18 protein-coding genes are annotated in these 22,030 nt (G+C 54.2%); all 18 read left to right on the forward strand.

Going from position 1 to position 22,030, the window contains the following annotated elements; translation table 11 throughout:
• The first annotated feature begins 27 nt into the window (after positions 1-27).
• The 18 genes from TH3_RS20715 to pnp all read left to right on the forward strand — a co-directional run bounded on the left by TH3_RS20715 (position 28) and on the right by pnp (position 21,951).
• On the forward strand, positions 28-498 hold the full coding sequence (locus TH3_RS20715) for a helix-turn-helix domain-containing protein (RefSeq protein WP_037989098.1): 471 nt from the start codon (positions 28-30) through the stop codon (positions 496-498).
• Between the two features lie 310 nt (positions 499-808).
• Positions 809-1,981 carry a methionine adenosyltransferase gene (gene metK / locus TH3_RS20720; RefSeq protein WP_007088429.1) on the forward strand — a complete coding sequence of 391 codons (1,173 nt, stop codon included), beginning with the start codon at positions 809-811 and terminating at the stop codon, positions 1,979-1,981.
• Positions 1,982-2,112: 131 nt separating this feature from the next.
• Positions 2,113-2,829, forward strand: a complete 717-nt coding sequence (gene trmB, locus TH3_RS20725; RefSeq protein WP_040061358.1) for a tRNA (guanosine(46)-N7)-methyltransferase TrmB — start codon at positions 2,113-2,115, stop codon at positions 2,827-2,829.
• A gap of 232 nt (positions 2,830-3,061) precedes the next feature.
• A complete protein-coding gene (locus TH3_RS20730; protein ID WP_076519476.1) occupies positions 3,062-3,571 on the forward strand; it encodes an RNA polymerase sigma factor in 510 nt (169 codons plus the stop codon).
• 104 nt (positions 3,572-3,675) lie between these two features.
• On the forward strand, positions 3,676-4,602 hold the full coding sequence (locus TH3_RS20735) for a FecR family protein (RefSeq protein ID WP_007088426.1): 927 nt from the start codon (positions 3,676-3,678) through the stop codon (positions 4,600-4,602).
• Positions 4,603-4,796: 194 nt separating this feature from the next.
• Positions 4,797-7,523 carry a TonB-dependent receptor gene (locus TH3_RS20740; RefSeq protein WP_007088425.1) on the forward strand — a complete coding sequence of 909 codons (2,727 nt, stop codon included), beginning with the start codon at positions 4,797-4,799 and terminating at the stop codon, positions 7,521-7,523.
• 182 nt (positions 7,524-7,705) lie between these two features.
• Entirely contained in the window at positions 7,706-8,434 is a 729-nt protein-coding gene (locus tag TH3_RS23495; RefSeq protein ID WP_007088424.1) for a heme acquisition protein HasA, read from the forward strand.
• A gap of 121 nt (positions 8,435-8,555) precedes the next feature.
• Positions 8,556-10,304 (forward strand): type I secretion system permease/ATPase, encoded by a 1,749-nt coding sequence (locus TH3_RS20750; protein WP_007088423.1) that lies wholly within the window; start codon positions 8,556-8,558, stop codon positions 10,302-10,304.
• Positions 10,301-11,638, forward strand: a complete 1,338-nt coding sequence (locus tag TH3_RS20755; protein ID WP_007088422.1) for an HlyD family type I secretion periplasmic adaptor subunit — start codon at positions 10,301-10,303, stop codon at positions 11,636-11,638. The genes TH3_RS20750 and TH3_RS20755 overlap by 4 nt, the downstream gene beginning before the upstream one ends.
• 100 nt (positions 11,639-11,738) lie before the next feature.
• Positions 11,739-12,341, forward strand: a complete 603-nt coding sequence (locus tag TH3_RS20760) for a biliverdin-producing heme oxygenase (protein ID WP_007088421.1) — start codon at positions 11,739-11,741, stop codon at positions 12,339-12,341.
• 156 nt (positions 12,342-12,497) lie between these two features.
• On the forward strand, positions 12,498-13,037 hold the full coding sequence (rimP, locus tag TH3_RS20765) for a ribosome maturation factor RimP (RefSeq protein ID WP_007088420.1): 540 nt from the start codon (positions 12,498-12,500) through the stop codon (positions 13,035-13,037).
• A gap of 9 nt (positions 13,038-13,046) precedes the next feature.
• Positions 13,047-14,606, forward strand: coding sequence for a transcription termination factor NusA (gene nusA / locus TH3_RS20770; protein WP_037989105.1), 1,560 nt, complete (start codon positions 13,047-13,049; stop codon positions 14,604-14,606).
• Positions 14,607-14,625: 19 nt separating this feature from the next.
• Entirely contained in the window at positions 14,626-15,216 is a 591-nt protein-coding gene (locus TH3_RS20775) for an RNA-binding protein (protein ID WP_007088418.1), read from the forward strand.
• 80 nt (positions 15,217-15,296) lie between these two features.
• On the forward strand, positions 15,297-17,951 hold the full coding sequence (infB, locus tag TH3_RS20780) for a translation initiation factor IF-2 (protein WP_007088417.1): 2,655 nt from the start codon (positions 15,297-15,299) through the stop codon (positions 17,949-17,951).
• Positions 17,952-17,968: 17 nt separating this feature from the next.
• Positions 17,969-18,388 carry a 30S ribosome-binding factor RbfA gene (gene rbfA, locus TH3_RS20785; RefSeq protein WP_007088416.1) on the forward strand — a complete coding sequence of 140 codons (420 nt, stop codon included), beginning with the start codon at positions 17,969-17,971 and terminating at the stop codon, positions 18,386-18,388.
• Positions 18,388-19,314 (forward strand): tRNA pseudouridine(55) synthase TruB, encoded by a 927-nt coding sequence (gene truB, locus TH3_RS20790; protein WP_007088415.1) that lies wholly within the window; start codon positions 18,388-18,390, stop codon positions 19,312-19,314. The genes rbfA and truB overlap by 1 nt, the downstream gene beginning before the upstream one ends.
• A 17-nt stretch (positions 19,315-19,331) precedes the next feature.
• The gene (gene rpsO, locus TH3_RS20795) at positions 19,332-19,601 is read left to right on the forward strand and encodes a 30S ribosomal protein S15 (protein ID WP_007088414.1); all 270 of its coding nucleotides are present in this window, start codon (positions 19,332-19,334) and stop codon (positions 19,599-19,601) included.
• 223 nt (positions 19,602-19,824) lie between these two features.
• Entirely contained in the window at positions 19,825-21,951 is a 2,127-nt protein-coding gene (gene pnp, locus TH3_RS20800; protein ID WP_007088413.1) for a polyribonucleotide nucleotidyltransferase, read from the forward strand.
• Positions 21,952-22,030: the final 79 nt, after the last annotated feature.

A 22,030-nucleotide genomic window follows, 5' to 3' on the forward strand; every position in this document is an offset into this window, starting at 1 on the left:
AAAATGTCGCCTAAGGATGAAAACACGATGGTCAAGAATACCCGTGGTAGAGGTCGGGGCCGGACCGCAAATGGCAAGCCGAATCCCGTCGACATTCATGTCGGTGCACGTGTTCGGTTGCGCAGAACCCTTCTTGGTATGAGCCAGGAAAAACTGGGTGAGGCCATTGGGCTGACATTCCAGCAGGTCCAGAAATACGAACGCGGTGCAAACCGTGTCGGGGCTTCGCGCCTTTATGATTTGTCGCGCGTTCTGGAAGTACCGGTTTCATTCTTCTTTGATGATATGCCTGACGAGATTTCGACGAAATCCGTGCATGAGCGTCGCGAAATGTCGGAAAGCCCGGATCCGTTCGATAATGATCCGATGAACCGCCGTGAAACCCTTGAACTGGTACGTGCATATTATCGGATCACCGATCCGACCCAGCGCAAGCGTGTTTTCGAGTTGGTTAAATCGATGGGCATTCTTGTTGCCGATAACGAAAATGCGAAATAGAAGACACCCGAAATTATGATTTCAAAAAGCGCATTTGCCAGAAAGTTGCAGATGCGTTTTTTCTTTGTTTCCTTCGAGTTTCTGGCCGAAATGCGTCAGGCGCGTTACGCTTATGCGTCGATCTTTCTTGACCCGAAAATGTCATTGAGGCAAAACCGCAGCTTGGGTGATAAGCCCAATTGAATACGTGGACGGATTTGGACCGCTTGCCACCACGTTAAAAAAGGCTAAGTGGGCGCAATTGGTGCAAACTTGTACCGATGCCCTCCGGTCCAGTTGTGGAACTCCTTTTTTACCGGAGAAGGTTTGAATGTCTCTTTCCGAATATCTTTTTACCAGTGAGTCGGTTTCCGAGGGTCACCCGGACAAGGTCTGTGACCGCATTTCCGATTCCATCGTTGATGCGTTTCTGGCCGCCGATGAAGATTCTCGCGTTGCCGTTGAGACTCTGGCAACCACCAATCGTGTGGTTCTGGCTGGCGAAGTTCGCGGTCCTGAGAGCGTTTCCAAGGAAGTCATGATCGAAAAGGCACGTGAAGCTATCCGTGCCATCGGTTATGAGCAGGAAGGCTTCCACTGGAAAACGGCCGAAATCGAGTGCCACGTCCACGAGCAGTCTGCTGATATTGCCCAAGGTGTCGACTCCGCTGGTGAAAAAGACCTCGGTGCGGGTGATCAGGGCATTATGTTCGGTTATGCCTGCAACGAGACGGACGAGCTGATGCCAGCTCCGATCCAGTTCTCGCATCGTATCCTGCGCAAAATGGCCGAAGACCGCCATTCTGGAAAATCAGCCGAGTTCGGTCCAGATGCAAAAAGCCAGGTTACCTTGCGCTATGTAGATGGCAAGCCAGTTGGGGCGACGTCGGTTGTTGTTTCGACCCAGCACGCAGATGACCTTAATCAGGCCGATGTGCGCTCGCTTGTCATGCCCTATATCCAGAACATTCTGCCGGAAGGCTGGATGCCAGCCGAAGACGAGATTTACATCAACCCGACGGGTCGTTTTGTTATTGGTGGCCCTGATGGCGACGCCGGTCTGACCGGTCGTAAAATCATCGTTGATACCTATGGTGGCGCTGCACCGCATGGCGGTGGTGCGTTCTCGGGCAAAGATCCGACCAAGGTTGACCGCTCGGCTGCTTATGCTGCGCGTTATCTTGCGAAAAACGTTGTTGCCGCTGGTCTTGCTGAACGTTGCACCATTCAGGTTGCTTATGCGATCGGTATTTCCAAGCCGCTGGCTCTTTATGTGAATAACCATGGCACCGGTAATGTGGATGAAATCAAGCTGGGCAGTGTGCTGCGTCAGTTGATGGATCTCAGCCCACGTGGCATTCGCGAACATCTTTCGCTGTGTCGTCCGATTTACACCCCGACTTCTGCGTACGGTCATTTTGGTCGTCAGCCGCAGGAAGATGGTCACTTCTCTTGGGAACGTACCGATCTGGTGGGTGATCTTAAGTCGGCATTCGGTGCCTGATTGGCTGAAAAGCCAACGCGCGATTTGCCAAAATCGTGTGGCATGATATGAGGCGGGCGGCCCCGATACAGTTCCGGGGCCGCCCGTTTGATTTTGAACCCCTTTTCGAACCCGTCCTGACAGATAAGACAATGCGCAACAGCAACCGCCCGCTACCAACTCCGGATCGTCCAAATTTTTATGGCCGTCGTGGCAGCCGTCCTCTTAAGGATTCGCGCCGGGCGCTGGTCGACGAACTGTTGCCGAAAATCGGGATTACCTATCCCGATCAGGCTGATGTCGATCCGAATAGCTATTTCGCGGAGAAACCGGAACAGCTTTGGCTCGAGATCGGCTTTGGCGGGGGGGAACATCTGGCGGGCCAGGCTCAGGCCAACCCGCAGACGGGGATTATCGGGGCTGAACCGTTTATGGACGGGGTTGGCAGCCTGTTACGCCATATCGATGAGCGCGGACTGACCAATGTTCGGGTCATTGCGGACGATTCCCGACCACTGCTTTATAAGCTGGTTGATGCCTGCTTTGATCGCGCATTCCTGCTGTTCCCGGATCCGTGGCCGAAAAAGCGTCATGCCGAACGTCGATTCATTGGCCCCAAAAACCTTGCATTGCTGGCGCGACTTCTCAAAGATGGGGCCGAGTTCCGGGTGGCCAGCGACGATATGCAGTATATTTCCTGGACACTGCAACATATGCACAATCATCCGGATTTCGAATGGCTCGCTGAAAGCCCCGAAGACTGGCGCAATCCGCCCGTTGATTGGGTCAAAACCCGTTATGAACAAAAAGCACTCCGTCAGGGCAAAAAGTGCAACTATTTGCGGTTCCGTCGTAAAAAGCGTTCCTGATCTGCACGGTTTTGTATTGTTATCTGACCCGCACCAAAGGCTTTTCGCTGTGTGCGGGTTTTCTTTTGCGTGAATGACATAACGGCACAATTTCAATAAGTTGAAATTTTAATTGAGAATGATTGTCATGTGCGATATTCATGTTGTTCCACTGATATGACATTGTCGCAAAATCGCTTGTGCCAAATGCCGGTAACAACAATTTTTGCACATAATTCCAAAGGTCCGAACCGTGACACACTGGGATGTCAACATACTGTTCCGAACCTATCGCTCCCGGTTGCTGCATTTTGTGCAGCGGCGGAAGTTGTCGTGGCACATGGCCGACGACATCGTGCAGGACACCTTCCTTCGGGTTGTGGCCACACCATCGCTACCCGATCCGCAATTTGCCCAGTCCTATCTTTTTAGGACGGCCCAAAATCTGGTGATCGATCATTTCCGGCGGGAACGAATACTGACCTTCGTTCAGGAACCCGATAAAGCATTTGAATTCGTTGCCGATGACGCTCCGTCCCCCGAACAGATCGCATGGTCTCGTCAGGAACTGCGCCATCTACAGGCTTCACTGAATGCTTTGCCAAAAAACCTTCGGACTGTTTTCATTCTTGCCCGGCTTGAAGGCAAAACATACGTCGAAATCGGCGAACAACTTGGCATTCCAACACAAACCGCGTTTAGCCGCATGGTCCGTGCCCTGAAACTTGTCAAAGAGGCAATGGATAAATCGGAAAAAAATTGAATGTTGGATCAGAAATATGCGCTTCAGGTTCGTCCCAATAGTTGGGGTGTTTGTGTGATACGCCCAAAGACCATCTGATCAATGACGCACGGAACCCGGCATTCATGGCTATGACAGGTGAAAATCACCTCGCAAATCTGCCCGATACGGTGTCGGAGCAGGCGATCTATTGGTTTGCACTATTGCTTGATGGCAGTGAAACCGAAGAAGACCGTCGGGCATTCGCCCGCTGGGTCGAGGCTGATGCGGCGCATCTTGAGGCCTTTGGCGAGATAGAAAGGCTTTGGAGTGGCAGTACTAGCCTTAATCTTTCAACAGGCAATAAGGTCGGTCGACGTGCCTTTATGACGGGAACGGCGGCAGCGCTTGTCATCAGTGCGGGTTGGGCATTCTCCCCGCGTCACCCTTTTGCCGATATCCGGACTGTAACCGGCGAACGGCATAGTTTTTCCCTTCCCGGCGGTGTCGAGGCCGAACTGGCGAGCGATACCGTTATGTCCTACGTCTCGCGTGACGGGATAAACGGTGTCGAACTCCATAGCGGCGAAGCATGGTTCAATCATTCGGCAACAGGCAACGCCTTTTTTGTTGCTGCTGCCCATGGCGCAAGCTGGTCGTGGGGCGGAAGGCTCGACGTGGCTGCTTATGATGGGGGTGTCACGGTAATCGCCGAACAAAATCCGTTGATTGTTCGTGTTGGCGGCGCGCAAACCCAAGTGGCTGCGGGAAATGCCGTGCGCTATCGAGATGTGCAAATCGGGCGGCCTTACGAGGTTGATCTTTCGGCAGAGCTGGCCTGGCGGAACGGTCAGCTCGTCTTTATGGGGAGGCCGCTCGGCGAAGTCGTCCGCGTTTTGCAGCGCTGGCAGAACGGCAAGATCATGATCATCGGCGAAGAACTCAAATCCCGCCCGGTAACCCTTGTGGTCGACCTTGAACGGTCAAAGGATGTTCTGCCGGTTCTGGCTCGTGTTCTGTCGATCAATGTGCATCGGTTTACAGATTACCTGACGGTCATTCGCGCCGCCTGACCCTCTCAAATTCCAAAATCACCAATCGATATGATCCTTCGGTTCGGTCAGAATATTTTGATAATAAAAATTATTATCAAAAAAATGCAATGAATATCAGATATCTGAATTTCAGCCTCGTCTAACTGAGTAACGAAATAAAGAATGAGACGCAATCTCATATGTATGCATTCGTGACTCAGGAGACAAAAAGAATGCTCTCGAACGGGGTGGGTCGCATTGTCGACACCAACAAAATAATTCGTAAATCCAGTACACCTATTGGGGGTGTTCGCACAATTGCCCTGACAGCCGTTGGCAGTGGCATGATTGCTTTGATGCCGCTTGCCGTGGAGGCTCAAACCCGGGGCGCAGAAATATTGCAACAGGCTAACAAGGCTGAAATTGCGCAGGTCGCTGAAGAGGGCGTGACCTTGTCAAATGATATGCTCTCATTTGACATATCCGCACAACCGCTTGCCATGGCATTGGTCGATTTTTCGCGTGTATCGGGGATTGATGTTGCCGTGGACGGGACATTGCCCGACGGTACACAAAGCGTTGCCGTACAGGGGAATATGACGGCTGGCGCAGCCCTTGATCGCATGTTGTCGCAAAGCGGTTTGATCTGGAACGCCGTCCATCCGACAACCATTTCCATCATTGATCCTGTACGGGAAGATGCCGGTAACGCCTCAATCATAACTGTTCCGGTCACCGTAACGGCGACTGAACGGGCGCTTGGTCCTAATGGGGTACCGGACAAAGTGTATGAAACGCCGGGCTCGGTAGCGGTAATTACCCAGGAAAGTATGCGAAAGTCGCCCGTACGCGAAGCGCGCGAGATTTTCAACAATGTTGCCGGTGTGGATATTTCCAATGACGCGCGTGACCCCGGTTTGACAGTCAACGTTCGCGGTCAGCAGGAAATGGGGCGCGTGAACGTCAATATCGACGGCGCGCGTCAGAACTATAATCAGATGACACATGGCACATCTTCTCGTGTGTATCTGGACCCTGCTTTGTTGGCAGAAGTGGAGATCGAGAAATCCAATCTCAACCAGAATGGTGGTGCCGGATCTTCTGCAGGTATCGTCACAATGCGTACCCTCAATACACAAGACATTCTTGATGATGGCGAAAAATGGGGCGGCAAGGTAAATGTCAGCCACGGCACGAATGATTACGAATTTGCGGGCGATGCTGCTGGAGGTGTTAGGCTTGCGCCAAGGTTTGACATCTCAGCCGCGGTAAGCCGGAAGGTCATTGGTGACTATAGTCCGGGGAAACGCAATCCAGCCCTGTTTACTGACGGAAACGGCAATTATCACGATGTACACAGTTCCAGACCTGAATACACTTTCCTTCGCCAGACATCCGGTTTGGTGAAAGCGAATGTCCATCTTACAGATGATCAGGAACTGAATCTTGGGTATGTTGGCTCAAAAAGCAATTACACCAAAACCAACGACGTCACGAATACAAGACCGGATCTGAACGAAACCAAAACCCATACCCTGACCGCCAAGCACAACTGGAATCCGTCGACTGATTTGGTCGATCTGGATACGCACGTTTATTGGACCCGAACAGAAAGTCACCAATACAGGCCAACCAGATTTAACACCAGTGGATCAGTTAGCCAGAACCCCTACGACACGGACTATACGCTTGATACGACAGGGATTGATTTGGCCAACAGTAGCAAGTTCGAGCTATATTCAGTGGGTGATGGCCTGAGCAAGGTTAGCTTTGACTATGGTACCGAGTTCTTTCACGACCGGGCAAAGACAACCTCGGAGGTCGAGGACCTTGGAGGATCAGGTTCTGCCTATCAGGCAGAAGGAACAACCCCATCCGGGGAGCGTGATGTCTATGGTGGGCATGTAACGGCGACATATGGCTGGAACGACGTGTTTCAAATCAATGGTGGTTTTCGCTACGACCGTTACGAATTGACAGGTGACTCGTATTGGTGTGAAGCGTTACCCGGCGGTTTTACATCACAGCAGTGCGGGAGCGGCAATGACGTACCTTTGGACGTTGATTTGTCGGAGGACCGGGTTTCGCCATCTTTTGGTGCAAGCGTGACGCCATTCCCCGGTCTGCAACTCTTTGCCAATTACCGCGAAAACCTGCGGGCGCCGACAGTTATGGAAGCCATGTTCAAGGGGATGCATATCGGTGATCAGCCGGTTACCTATTTTTCGAACGCCAATCTCAAGGCTGAGGAAGTTGAAACCAAAGAAGTTGGTGTCAACTTCATGTTCGACAACGTCATAAAGCAGGGCGACGGATTCAGAGCCAAACTGTCCTACTACCGTTCAACAATCGACAATTATACGACTGTTGGTTTTGTGCCTTTGCCGTCACTGCCGTCAGTGAACTGGCCATCGGTTGGGGCGGGCATGGTCAACCTTAGTGACCCTGTCTATATGACCGGTACGGAGCTCGAGGCCTTCTATGATGCTGGTGAGTACTATTTTGGCGGTACATTGACGACATCGGACATTGATCTGATCGGGAATTATAACCAGTTCATTCTTGATACCACCTATTCTACTGCAGCGCAGAACGCAGCTACTTACGGTACAGTTGGCGGATTGTTTGGCATTTATGCGCCGCCCAAACGCAAATACACGCTTGACGGCGGGTTCCGTCTTTTCGATCAGGATCTTGTCTTGGGAATGCGGGCGACATTCGTTTATCCGGAAGAAAACTATGGTTCCCAGGTCGGGTCGGTAAGTCTCTCGACCGTTGGTGGCGAATATTACAAGTACCGCGTATTCGACTTTTACAGTTCCTATGACATCAACGATGCCGTGAAACTGCGGTTCGCCGTCAATAACCTGTTCGATGAGGGATATGTTCAAGGAAGCGGGGGAACGTATGCCCCGGCACCGGGACGTACCGCGATCATCAGTCTCAGCGGCAACTTCTAGGCCGCTTAAAAGGAAAAATGCCAATCACCGGTCAGGTCATCGACCTGACCGGATAGGTTTGTCTTTCTTTCAATTAAGTATTTGATTTTAAACATTATTTTGTTGACTCATGATGATAATAATAGTCATCCTCATCATGTTGCTCCAATGGTTGGGGCGGAAACAAACCAGGAGATGTCTAAATGACTATTACAATTGATCTGAACGCAGATGGTTCCGGAAATGGTGTTGATCTGCATGGTCTGTTGGAAGATTTCGACGCCAACTTTTCCAAGGGATTGTTCAACTACGGCGAGTTTCTGAATGGTGGGCTCTTTGACGGTCCGCAATACTATCTCAGCGATGAAGACAGTTCATCAAGCTACACCGATGGCTTCCTTGCAACGACCGGTGGCGGAGATGACTTCACCTATGACATCAGCACCCATCAGATTGTCGGAAATCTTGATCAGCTTTCATTCGGGGAAACGTTGGTTCAGGATTCTAGCGGCGATTACAATCTTAGCGACTCGTCGGTCGATATTTCTGGCCTTGACCTCAGCAGCAGCAAGACTGGTATGGTCCTGACCGCGCTTTTTGGTGGTGACAGTTCAGAATTGCAGTCTGTTTTTGCCTCCGAAGGTGTCGAAATCAACGGCAGTTCCGGCGCGGATGTGATCGGCGGTTTTGCAGGTGACGACGTCCTGACTGGCAATGGCGGGGCAGACACTTTCGAGTTCGATACTTCGGCATCGTTCGGTGATGACACCGTTACCGACTTCACCGATGGCACCGATCTTCTCGATATCGATTACAACTCGGTCACGATTGGAGATGATGGTGCTGGCAATGCGCTCATTACCCATGCCACCGGCACCATCACCCTGACTGGTGTTGACTTCAACGACCTTGACGCAAGCGACTTCGTTTAACGAAGACGGCCCGCTCCGCAGGCGGCGGAACGGGCACAAGGTCTTTGATTGCAGGGCACCGCGGAACAGCGGTGCCCACCCCACCCCATCCTATCTTTTTCTTTTCCGGAATGGAAACAGCGTGTTCGAACAGGTCCATTCGCAACATTTGTCCAAATCGTCCGTATTCTCCCCGTTGGCGGCCGCCATTCGATCCGTGCACGGAGCGTTCCTGTCGGTCGCGGCGTTAAGCGGCGTGTCAAATATCCTGATGCTGACCGGGCCGCTTTTCATGCTGCAGGTTTATGATCGGGTTCTGGCGAGCCGCAGTGTGCCGACGCTGGTCGCGCTCGTTGTTCTGATGCTGGCGCTATACATGTTTCTGGGAACTGTCGATGCGCTTCGGGCGCGGATGCTGGTGCGGATTGGCTGGCGGGTGGATGAGCAAGTTGGTCCGTTGGCGCTGGCAACCACTCTTGATCAGGTGCTGCGAAATGATAACGCAGCCGTAAGACCGCTCAACGATCTTGATCAGATTCGCCAGTTTCTGGGCGGAGCCGGGCCCATCGCGATTTGTGATATGCCTTGGATGCCGCTGTTTCTGGGGATTGTTTTTGCTTTTCATCCCTGGCTTGGTTTTTTGGCCTTTGTTGGTGGTATCCTCCTTGTGATTCTGACGCTGATCAGCGAGCTTGCCACCCGTCGCCAGGTTGAACGGATGAACCGCCAAGCCGTTTCACGTGCAAATCTTGTCGAAGCTGGGCGTCGAAATGCCGAAGCCATTCGCGCGATGGGCATGCTGGCGAGTTTCACGGACTATTGGGCACGTCTGAATGACAGGTATTTACGCGACAATACCGGTGTCGGTGACGTCAATTCGACCTTCTCGGCCTATATCAAGGTCATTCGCCTTGCGATGCAGTCAGGCGTTCTGGCACTTGGTGCCTATCTGGCGATCCTGCAGGAAGTCACACCGGGTGTGATGGTTGCCGCCTCAATCCTGACAGCGCGGGCATTGTCCCCGGTCGAACAGGCGATTGGCAACTGGCGCGGATTTGTTGGTGCCCGTCAATCGCGACAACGTCTTGAACGCTGCTTTGCCGACACACAAAAAACGTCTGAACGCCTCGAGCTGCCTGCCCCGCAACAAAGCCTGCATGTTTCCAATCTGATCGTTCGGGCCCCTGCAAAGCGGGTGGAAGGAAAGCTGGCCGCACCAGGGCGCGTATTGCTGCGCATCAACGACGTGTCCCTGAAAGCAGGCGACGGGCTTGGCATTATTGGGCCAAGCGGATCGGGGAAATCTACATTCGGTCGCGCACTGGTCGGGATTGGTGCGATCCAGAATGGCACCATCCGCCTGGATGGGGCGGAGCTTGATCACTGGGAGCCGGATCGGCTGGGGGCGCATGTCGGTTATTTGCCGCAGGACGTCGATCTGTTTGACGATACTGTTGCCCGCAATATTGCGAGGCTACGTAGCGATGTGGACTCTGCGGCAATCGTTAAGGCCGCGCAATTGGCCGGGGTGCATAACATGGTCCTGTCTCTGCCCAAGGGGTATGACACGCCGATCGGAAGTGGCGGGCTTATTTTGTCAGGTGGGCAACGCCAACGGATCGGGCTGGCGCGTGCCCTGTTTGGTGATCCGTTCCTGATTGTCCTTGATGAACCCAATTCCAGTCTGGACAGTGCCGGGGAACAGGCCCTGATCGAAGCGGTCCGTCTGGCCCGGCAACGCGGGGCGATTGTTGTCATGATTGCCCATCGCCCCGGCGCATTGGCAACGGTCAATCTGGCGATGGTTATTCAGGATGGACGCCAGATTGCCTTTGGTGCGCGTGACGACATTCTGCGCAAAACCATGCGCCAGGTCGGAGAAAGCGCATGAGCCGAAAAAAGTCGCACACGTCGTCAAAAACTCCATTCGTCAGCCCCGCAATGCATAGTTTGCGTCGACATACCCTGTTTGGCGTATCCGTGATGCTGGCATTGTTTGCTGGTCTGGGAAGCTGGATGGCGTTGGCCAATCTTTCCGGGGCGGTGGTTGCCACCGGCAAACTGGTGGTCGAAAGCAATGTCAAGGATGTGCAGCACCCTGACGGAGGCATTATTGGTGAAATCCACGTGCGTGACGGGGATCGGGTGCAGGCCGGTGATCTTCTGATCCGGCTGGACGATACGATGGCACGCGCAAGCCTTGGCATTGTCGATAGCCAGATCGATGCCTTGCGGGCGCGCAAAATGCGTCTGGTTGCTGAACGGAACGAAGCGAAAATCGTTGCCGTGCCCGATTTGTTCGCGGCCCGTATGCAGGACCTGGCAATCGTTGAGCTGGTTGCGGCCGAGACAAAACTATTCGAAGCAAGGCGTAAAAGTCTGGAGGGTGAAAAGGCCCAGCTTGAGCAAAAACTGTTGCAGCTTTCGGAGACGATCATCGGGCTTGAGGCCCAGAAAGCTGCCAATGAAGAAGAAAGCCGCCATATTCGCGATGAACTTGACGGGCTTGAAATGCTTTACAAAAAGCAGCTTGTACCGATTACCCGTGTTGCGGCATTGCGTCGTGAACGCGCCAGTCTGAGGGGCAAACACGGGGAGTTGACGGCACAGATTGCCGCGACCGGCATGCAAATCTCGGAAACAGAAATGTCGATCCTGCAGCTTGACCGGAACCGCCAAACCGAAGTCCTGACGGAACTGGGTGACATTGATCAACAATTGGCTGAATTGATGCAAAAGCAGGTTGCGTTGCGCGATCAACTGCGTCGTGTCGACATCCGTGCCCCCTATGACGGGACGGTCTATCAGATGACGGTACATACGATTGGCGGCGTGGTTGCGGGCGGGGACCGGATCATGGGGATTGTGCCTGATCAGGATGAGCTGGTGATCGAAGCCCGAACCAACCCGCGCGATATTGACCAGGTCCATCCAGGGCAAAAGGCGATGCTGCGTTTTACTGCCTTTAATCAGCGCACAACGCCGGAACTTTCCGGGACGGTGTCCTTTGTGGCAGCGGACCTGTCACGCGATGAACTGACAGGCGAAACCTACTATAATGTCCGGGTGAAAATTGCCGGTGGCGAGATGGAAAAACTTGATGGGCAAGGTCTGATGCCCGGCATGCCGGTTGAAACCTTTATCGCAACGGGGGATCGCACCGCACTTAGCTATCTTGCCAAACCGCTTACCGATCAGTTTGCCCGCGCGTTCCGCGAAGAATAATTTTTCACCGGTTTCGGATATCGAACGCCCCGAATCGTTTCTGCTTTGAAGGGCTGCGAATTCATGCGGCATTTGCGGACAGGGACGAAAGGTAATCGGGATGACTTTGGATATAACAGCAGACGGTGTGATAAAAACCCGCCTTCAGAACCTCAAACAGGCAACAACCGGCGACCATCAGCACATCGATGACATGGTGATGGAAATGGCACCGTTTGAAAGCCGCGATAACTACGCCCGGTTTGTCGGGATGCAGTATGTGTTTCACCGCGCTGTAAAACCGCTTTATGACGCCAGTGACCTGAACGACCTGATACCCGGGCTTTCGATGCGCAGTCGGTTCAATCATGTCTGTGCAGATCTTGCAGACCTGCAATGCAGCCTACCTGAAAATACCAAACCATTTCCTGTTCCCCAAACCGGAATGGGTCGTCTGGGATGGTTATATGTTTGTGAAGGTTCGTCGCTTGGGGCGGCATTTTTGCTGAAAGCAGCCGGAAATATCGGGCTGAATGCCGAGTTTGGTGCCCGTCACCTGGCTGGGCACGAAGACGGTCGCGGCAAGCATTGGCGCGAATTTGTTGATCAGGTCAATGGCTTGGCTTTAAGCGCTAAACAAGAACAGGAAGTGATTGATGGTGCTATTGCTGCCTTTGACTTTTTCCGAACCCTTTTGATCGAAGATCGCAAGCTTGCCGCATAGGCGCAAATCCCTTGGTTGAAAGGCTTGCAGAGACAGGATCGTGACTTGATTTCTGGCAAAGTCGGCTGTATAAAGCCGCCAAGCTTTTTGTAAATTCTGACAAAGAGTGGGCCCTTCGCCCGCTCTTTTGTGCTTTTTGGGGTATGGCATCGCTATATGGCTGAGCTGATCGGACAACAGTTGAAAGACCCGCTGATGATGCGGATCACGGAGATTATCGAGCCGTCGATCAATGCGCTGGGTTTCGAACTGGTACGTGTGTCCATGATGGGCAAGGACAGCAATGTCTTGCAGATCATGGCAGATCGTGCGGATGGCAACGGCAGCATCAATGTTGAAGATTGCGCCGAAATCAGCCGTACCGTCTCTGCCCTGATGGATGTCGAGGACCCGATTTCCGGGGCTTATCACCTTGAAGTCAGTTCACCGGGTATTGACCGCCCGCTGACCCGTGCCAAGGACTTTGATGTCTGGCGCGGGTTCGAGGCAAAGGTCGAGCTGGTGGTGGCCCAGAATGGCCGTCGCCGTTTCAGCGGAAAGCTGGATGGAGTTGAGGATGATGCGGTCGCCCTGATTGTCGATGGCGAACGTGAATTGTTGCCGTTGGCCGATATCGCAAAGTCGAAATTGGTGCTGACGGATGAATTGATCGCGCATGTCACCGGCAAGGGCCGGTCTGACGAAAACGCAGAATAGAGGTTGGATATGGAAGCAACTTCGGGAATGCCGCGGCCGGAACTTTTGCAGGTTGCAGATGCCGTTGCCCGTGAAAAGGGCATTGATCGTGATGAAGTTCTTGGCGCAATGGAACAGGCCATCCAAAAGGCCGGCCGTTCCAGATATGGCCACGAGCATGACATCCGTGCCCATATCGACCGTAAAACCGGTGAAATCAAGCTGGCCCGTTTCATCGAGGTCACGGATGATATCGAAAACGACTTCACCCAGATGTCGCTGGAACAGGCGCGTATTCGCAACGAAAATATCCAGCTTGGTGAATTCCTGATTGATCCGCTGCCGCCGATCGATTTCGGACGTATTGCTGCGCAGACCGCAAAACAGGTTATCGTGCAGAAGGTCCGTGATGCGGAACGTGAGCGTCAGTTCGAAGAATATAAAGACCGTGCCGGTGAAGTGATCAACGGCGTCGTCAAACGAGTCGAGTTTGGTAATGTTCTGGTCGATATGGGCCGTGCAGAAGCCATTCTGCGCCGCGAAGAACTGATCCCGCGTGAAACTGTCCGTCAGGGTGATCGCGTTCGTGCGCTGATCCTTGATGTGCGTCGCGAACAGCGTGGGCCGCAGATCTTCCTGTCGCGTACCCATCCGACTTTCATGGCAAAACTGTTTGCCCAGGAAGTTCCGGAAATCTACGACGGTATTATCGAAATCAAATCGGTTGCCCGTGATCCGGGTTCGCGCGCCAAGATTTCCGTTCAGTCGTCGGATAACTCGATCGACCCGGTCGGGGCATGTGTCGGTATGCGTGGTTCGCGCGTGCAGGCTGTTGTTGGCGAACTTCAGGGCGAAAAAATCGACATCATCCAGTGGTCGGAAGACCCGGCAACCTTCGTTGTGAACGCATTGGCTCCGGCCGAGGTCACCAAGGTTGTTCTTGATGAAGAAACCAATCGTATTGAGGTTGTCGTCCCCGACGATCAGCTGAGCCTGGCCATTGGCCGTCGCGGTCAGAATGTGCGTCTGGCGTCCCAGCTGACCGGATGGGATATCGATATCCTGACCGAGGAAGACGAAAGCGAACGTCGCCAGGAAGAAGCCCGTAAACGGGCGGAGATGTTCATCAAGGCACTTGATGTTGATGAAGTCATTGCCCATCTTCTGGTCGCCGAAGGCTTTACCTCGATCGAGGAAGTCGGTTACGTGCCGTTGGCCGAACTGGCAGAGATCGAAGGTTTCGAAGAAGAAATCGCCGAAGAGCTGCGCACGCGCGCTCGTAACTTCCTTGCCGAAGAAGCCGAACGTCTTCAGAAGCGTCGTGAAGAGCTTAAGGTTGCCGATGACCTCGTCGAATTTGGCGGACTGTCGCTGGCCGTTGTTGTTCGCCTAGGCGAGAACGATGTCAAAACCCTTGAGGACTTTGCGGATCTCGCAAGCGACGAGCTGATCGAATATGTCGGTGATGCGGACAACATGACCATGGATCAGGCCAATGACCTGATCATGGACGCGCGTCGTCAGCTTGGCTGGTTCGAAGGACTTGAAGAAGAAGTTTCCGAAGATGCCGAAGAAGGCGAAGACGCCTGAGGGCTGATCGGAGGACGCCATGTCGCACCGTAAAGGCGGCAAGGTAGCCGAGGTTCCGGAACGCCGGTGTATCGTCACCGGCGAAGTCCGGCCCAAGGAAGACCTTCTTAGGGTTGTGATCGGACCGGATGATTCGGTTGTTCCCGACCTTGAGGAACGGTTGCCTGGACGGGGATTATGGTTGTGCCCGTCGCGGGATGTGATAAATACCGCCTGTGCAAAAAATGCCTTTGCCAAGGCGGCGCGGCAAAAAGTCGTGATTGATCCTGCGCTGGCAGACCGGATCGAGAAGCTTTTGCTTCAGAAAAGTCTCGATCTGCTGTCGCTTGCGCGCAGAGCCGGTCAGGCGGTTGCCGGTTACGAAAAAGTCAGGGCCCAGATTGACGAGGGCGCGGCAATGATATTGGCAGCCCGAGATGGTGCTGCGGACGGAAAATCCAAGATCGAGGCGAAAGCCCGGGATCTGCCGATTTATACCGTTCTGGATGCTGCCGAGATTGGCGCGGCCTTTGGCCGCGAAAAAGCAGTACATGTGGCTGTTGCGCCAGGTGGACTGGCAAAACAGTTAAGTCGCTCGCTTAGGCGGCTAGAAGGATTTCGCGCGGTCTGAAGGCAGGCTTGCGCAGAACGGACAGGACAGGACAGGCAAAGGATGCCGGTCCCGCAGGAAATGAGGAAGTTGGACGGATTATGAGTGATCGCGATCAGGAGAAGAAACCGCTGAGCCTCAACAGATCGAAACTTGAACTGAGCAAGACGGTCGAGGCTGGGCAGGTACGGCAAAGCTTCTCGCATGGACGGTCCAAATCTGTGACTGTCGAAGTGCGCAAGAAGCGGACTTTCGAAAAGAACGAATCCGGCCGCTTCCGTGAAGTGAAGAAGGATGCGGTTGCTGAACAGCAACCTGCCGCACCGGCGCCGGCAGCAAAACCCGAACCGGTTGCCAAACCGGAACCGGTTGAAGACCACGGCAATCTTACCGATAGCGAGCGTGCAGCACGCATGGCTGCCCTGAAAGCAGCCGAAGAGCGCCGCAAGCAGGAAGAAGCCGAAGCAGCCCTACGTGCCGCTGAGGAAAGCAAGCGCAAGGCAGAAGAAGCCGAACGTCGTAAACAGGAAGAGGCCGAAGCAGCAAAAGCTGCTGCGGCAGAAACCCCTGTGCTAGAAAAGGATGCCCCGGTTTCTGTAGAAGAAGTCGAGAAAGCCCTTGAAGCATCGACGACCAAAGGCAAATCCAAACCGAAGCCTGCTGCTGTTGCCAAGAAACAGGAAGAAATCATTCCTGGCGAACCGGCAGAACCGCTGGTTCCGGAAGAACGCCGTCGTGCCGATCCGTCCACCGTCAAGCCGAAAAGCCGCAAGGAACTGGACGAGGAAGAAGCCCGTACCGCAGCCGCACGCAAACGCGCCGAAGAGGAAGCTCTTGGCCGTGCCGCGCGCACGAAGGGTGACGAAGGTCGCCGTCGTGGCAAGCTTTCGATCAATAATGCGATGACCGGTGACGAAGGTGGCCGTCGTCGTTCGATGGCCTCGATCAAGCGTCAGCAGGCAAAAGCAAAGGCCCGTATGCAGGGCCAGCAGAAGCCGAAAGAGAAAATCGTGCGTGATGTTATCGTTCCGGACGTTATTACCGTTCAGGAACTTGCCAACCGTATGGCTGAACGTGCTGCCGACGTCATCAAGTGCCTGATGGGCCTTGGCGTTATGGCAACCATCAACCAAAGCCTTGATCCCGATACCGCACAGCTGGTTGTCGAGGAATTCGGCCACAAGATGAAACGCGTTTCGGATGCCGATGTTGAAGAAGCGCTGGTCAGTGCCGTTGACAACGAAGATCAGCTGATCGGTCGTCCGCCGGTTGTGACCGTCATGGGTCACGTTGACCATGGTAAAACCTCGTTGCTCGATGCCCTGCGCAAAACGGACGTTGTCAGTGGCGAAGCCGGCGGCATCACCCAGCATATCGGTGCCTATCAGGTGACGATGGAAACAGGATCGAAGATTACCTTCATCGATACCCCGGGCCACGCTGCCTTCACGGAAATGCGTTCGCGCGGTGCCAAGGTTACCGACATCGTCGTTCTGGTTGTTGCTGCTGACGACTCGGTCATGCCGCAGACGATCGAAGCCATCAGCCATGCGAAAGCAGCCGGTGTGCCGATGATCATTGCGATCAACAAGATCGACAAACCGGGTGCAAACCCGTCGAAGGTTAAAGCCGAACTGCTTCAGCACGAAGTCGTCGTCGAGGAAATGGGCGGTGAAGTTCAGTGTCTTGAAGTTTCCGCCAAACAGGGCCTCGGCCTGACCGAGCTGGAAGAAGCCATTCTGCTTCAGGCCGAGGTTCTTGACCTTAAAGCCAACCCAGCACGTGTTGCTGACGGTGTTGTCGTTGAAGCCCGCATGGAAAAAGGTCGCGGCCCGGTTGCCACGGTTCTGGTTCAGCGCGGTACGCTTAAAAACGGTGATATCTTTGTTACGGGTGCCGAGTGGGGCCGCGTTCGTGCGTTGGTCAACGATCATGGTATTCGCATCGAAGAAGCCATTCCGGGCATGCCGGTCGAAGTAACCGGTCTGAACGGCGTGCCGTCTGCCGGTGATGACTTCGTTGTTGTCGAAAACGAAGCCAAAGCGCGTGAGATTTCCGACTATCGTCAGCGTCGCATCCGCGAAACGCAGGCTGCTGCGATGAAGAAATCGGCACTTGAGAACATGTTCTCGAGCTCGGGCGACGTCAAGGAACTGCCGATCCTTATCAAAGGTGACGTGCAGGGTTCTGTCGAAGCGCTTATCGGTACCCTGCAGAAGCTGGGTAACGAGGAAGTCAGTGTACGCGTCCTGCATAGCGGCGTTGGCGGGATCAACGAGTCCGATGTCACGCTGGCGCGCGCGTCGAATGCGCTGATCATCGGCTTTAACGTGCGTGCCAATCAGCAGGCCCGTGAACAGTCCCGTCGCGACAATGTCGACATTCGTTATTATTCGATCATCTATGATGTTGCAGACGACATCAAAAAGATGCTGTCGGGCATGCTGTCGCCGGAAGTTCGCGAGAAGTTCCTGGGGTACGCAGAAATCCGCGACATCTTTACCATCTCGGGCAACAAGATTGCCGGTTGTATGGTTACCGAGGGTACCGTCAAGCGTGGTGCGGGCGTTCGCCTGCTTCGCGACAACGTCGTGATCCATTCGGGCGAGCTGTCGACACTGCGTCGCTTCAAGGATGAAGTAAAAGAAGTCCGCGAGGGCTATGAATGTGGCATGTCATTCGCCAAGTATAATGACCTGCAGGTCGGCGATATGATCGAGTGCTTCGAGCAGGAGGAAATCGCCGTCGAACTTTAAGGCGGTGGATTGACGATATGGCGAAGCAACCGGCCAAAGCACCAAGTCAGCGACAGTTGCGCGTGGCGGAGGAAATCCGCCAAGCCCTGTCGCAGGCACTTGAGCGCGGAGATATTTATGACCCGGACCTGACCCGGCGCCCGGTAACCATTACCGGCGTCAGTTTGAGCCCGGATATGCGCAATGCCATGGTATCCTTTACGCCGCTTGGCGGGGGCGAGGCGGAAACCTCGCTTAAGGCGCTAACGCGGCAGAAGGGCCATTTGCGTACCCATGTGGCGCGTACGGTTCATATGAAATACGTACCGGCGTTGCGTTTTGTGGAAGACAAAAGTTTCGATGTCGCCGACCATATCGGTGCCCTCCTGCGTGACCCTCATGTCGCACAGGATCTTGCGGCGGACCGGTCGGACGACCATGAGAATGAGGACGACTGATGGCGCGTCGGCGTCGCGGTAGAAGCATCAATGGCTGGCTGGCAGTCGACAAGCCCTTGGAAATCACCTCTTCGACGGTGGTCAATCAGGTGCGTCGTCTGCTTGATGCGGCAAAGGCCGGTCACGGCGGGACACTTGACCCATTGGCGAGTGGTGTCCTGCCTATTGCATTTGGCGAGGCGACAAAAACGGTTGCCTATGTCATGGATGGCAGCAAAAGTTATCGTGTGACGCTTAAATTCGGCGAAGCACGCAGCACCGACGATGCCGAGGGCGAGGTTACGGCCACCTCGGATCATCGTCCGGATGCAGACGAAATAAAGGCCGTGCTGGGTGAGTTTATTGGCGAAATCCAGCAGGTGCCGCCAAAGTTTTCGGCGATCAAGGTTAATGGCAAGCGTGCCTATGATCTTGCCCGTCGCGATGAAGACGTGGTGCTTAAACCGCGTCCGATTCTGATCAAGGATCTTCGACTGGTCGATATGCCGGATCGCGATCATGCCGTTCTCGAAGTTGTTTCGGGCAAAGGGGCATATATGCGGTCTTTGGCGCGCGATATTGCGCTGCGCCTGGGTTCTGTCGGCCATATATCCGCCCTTCGCCGCACGTCGGCGGGGCCGTTTCCTGAAACGAGTTCCATTCCGCTTGCGGAGTTGCTTGAAATGGATCCGGATGCGGTGTTGGAGAAATTGCTTCCGGTCGAGACCGCGCTGGACGACATCCCGGCGCTGGCCCTGACCGAAGTCGAGGCGCAGCGGCTATCGAGTGGGCAACCTGTCGGGTTGTTGCCGGTGGCAAAACGCAGTGCCCTCGAAACCCCCGTCGTGCAGGACGATATCGTCTGCGCCATGCTCCATGACCGCGCGGTTGCGTTGGCGGAGATAAGTGGCGGCGAAATCCGGCCTGTACGTGTTTTTAATCTCTAAAGGCGAAAGGATGCCTGATGTCGATTACTGCTGAACGCAAAGCTGAGCTGATCAAAGAATACGCTCAGAAAGACGGTGACACCGGTTCCCCCGAAGTCCAGGTTGCAATCCTGACCGAGCGGATCAAGAACCTGACCGAACACATGAAAGAACATAACCACGACTTCCATAGCCGTCGTGGTCTTCTTATGATGGTTGGCCAGCGCCGTCGTCTGCTGAAGTACCTGCAGCGCAAAGACCAGTCGCGTTACGAGACCGTTATCGAACGCCTCGGTATTCGCCGCTGATATCGAACTGCGGCGGAGGTGGTTGATCCCCTCCGCCGTCGTTTTTTTTAATGTCCCGAGCGGATCGGGAAACACGGGGAAGCAGGGTCGGATGGGCCGACCTCTTTGCTTGGTCCGGACCCATTAATTATGCAGCTTTTATGAAAGCCTCATAATTAATGTGTTCGGAACTCGTGTATGACTATCCGGGTCCGCTGAAGGTTTGTAAGAGGAAGAGAAAATAATGTTTAATGTCGTCCGCAAGGAAATGCAGTGGGGCAATGCCAAGCTGGTTCTCGAAACCGGTAAGGTCGCGCGCCAGGCCGATGGTGCCGTCATGGTCACCTACGGCGAGACCGTTGTGCTTTGTACCGCTGTTGGCGCGAAATCACCGCGCCCGGATATCGACTTTTTCCCGCTGACCGTGAACTATCAGGAAAAAGCATTTGCTGCCGGTAAAATCCCGGGTGGTTTCTTCAAGCGTGAAGGCCGTCCTTCGGAAAAGGAAACCCTGGTTTCGCGTCTGATCGACCGTCCGATCCGTCCGCTGTTCCACCCGCTTTATCGTAACGAAACCCAGATCGTTTGTACCGTTCTGTCCCATGACATGGAAAATGATCCGGACGTGGTTGCGATGATCGGTGCGTCTGCGGCGCTGACCATTTCCGGTCTGCCGTTCCTCGGCCCGATCGGTGCTGCGCGCGTTGGTTACAAAGACGGCGAATATATCCTGAACCCGGCAACCGAGTCGGTTAAGGAAAGCGACCTTGATCTGGTTGTTGCCGGTACCCGTGACGGTGTGATGATGGTTGAATCCGAAGCCAGCGAGCTTTCGGAAGAAATCATGCTTGGCGCCGTTAAATTCGGTCACGAGCAGTTCCAGTCGGTTCTTGATCTGATCATTTCGCTGGCCGAAGACGCCGCGAAAGAGCCGCGCGACATTGCAGAACTGCCGGAAGGCTATGATGCGCTGGTCGAAAAAGTCGCTGCCCTTGGCACCGACGGACTGACCAAAGCATACAGCCATGTCGTCAAGCAGGAGCGTTCAGCTGCTGTTTCTGACGCCAAAGCCGCGATTGCGGAAAAACTGGCCGAAGAAGAAATTGCCGATGCCCTGAAAGGCAAGGTTTCGTCGATCATCAAGGATCTGGAAAAAGACATCGTTCGCGGTGCGATCCTGAAAACCGGCAAACGTATTGATGGCCGTACAGGTGCTGACGTTCGCCCGATCCTTGGCGAAGTTTCGGTTCTGCCGCGTGCACACGGTTCCGCGATTTTCACCCGTGGTGAAACCCAGGCACTTGCCGTTGCCACCCTTGGCACCGGTCAGGATGAACAGATCGTTGACGCGCTTGACGGCGAATATCGCGAAAACTTCATGCTGCACTATAACTTCCCGCCCTACTCGGTTGGTGAAGCTGGTCGTATGGGTTCGCCGGGCCGTCGTGAAATCGGTCATGGTAAACTGGCATGGCGTGCCCTGCACCCGCTGATGCCGGGCAAGGACGCGTTCCCTTACACCATTCGTATCGTTTCTGAAGTAACCGAATCGAATGGTTCGTCCTCGATGGCGACCGTATGCGCAACCTCGCTTGCGATGATGGATGCCGGTGTTCCGCTGGCACGTCCGGTTGCCGGTATTGCCATGGGTCTGATCAAGGAAGGCGATGATTTTGCCGTTCTGTCCGACATTATGGGTGATGAAGATCACCTTGGCGATATGGACTTCAAGGTTGCCGGTACCGAAAAAGGTATCACCTCGCTGCAGATGGATATCAAGATCACCTCGGTGACTCCGGATATCATGCAGATCGCACTGGGCCAGGCCCGTGACGGCCGTCTGCACATCCTTGGCGAAATGTCCAAAGCACTTCCGGAAGCACGTGGTGAAGTTTCGGGCAATGCACCGACCATCACCCAGTTCTCGATCCCGCGTGACAAAATCCGTGACGTTATCGGGTCGGGCGGCAAGGTCATTCGCGAAATCTGCGAAGAAACCGGTGCGAAGGTCGATATCGAAGACGATGGCTCGATCACTGTTGCACATACCGACGGTGCAAAAGGCAAACAGGCAGTCGATTGGATCAAATCGATCGTTGCGGAACCTGAATTGAACCATATCTATGATGGTAAGGTTGTTAAGGCTGTCGACTTTGGCGCATTCGTCAATTTCTTTGGCGCGCGCGACGGTCTGGTCCATATCTCCGAACTGGCGCAGGAACGCGTCAAACAGGTTTCGGATATCGTCAAGGAAGGCGACGCGGTCAAGGTCAAGGTCATTGGCTTTGATGATCGCGGCAAGATCAAATTGTCGATGAAACGCGTTGACCAGGAAACCGGTGCCGATCTCGACGCCGGCGACGCTGAATAATCCGATCTGATAGACCGGACGGCGATAACAACAACACGCCGTCCGGTTTTCCAAATGCGATGCCGGGGCATCGCTGGCG

Source organism: Thalassospira xiamenensis M-5 = DSM 17429 (genome assembly GCF_000300235.2).
Lineage (GTDB): Bacteria > Pseudomonadota > Alphaproteobacteria > Rhodospirillales > Thalassospiraceae > Thalassospira > Thalassospira xiamenensis.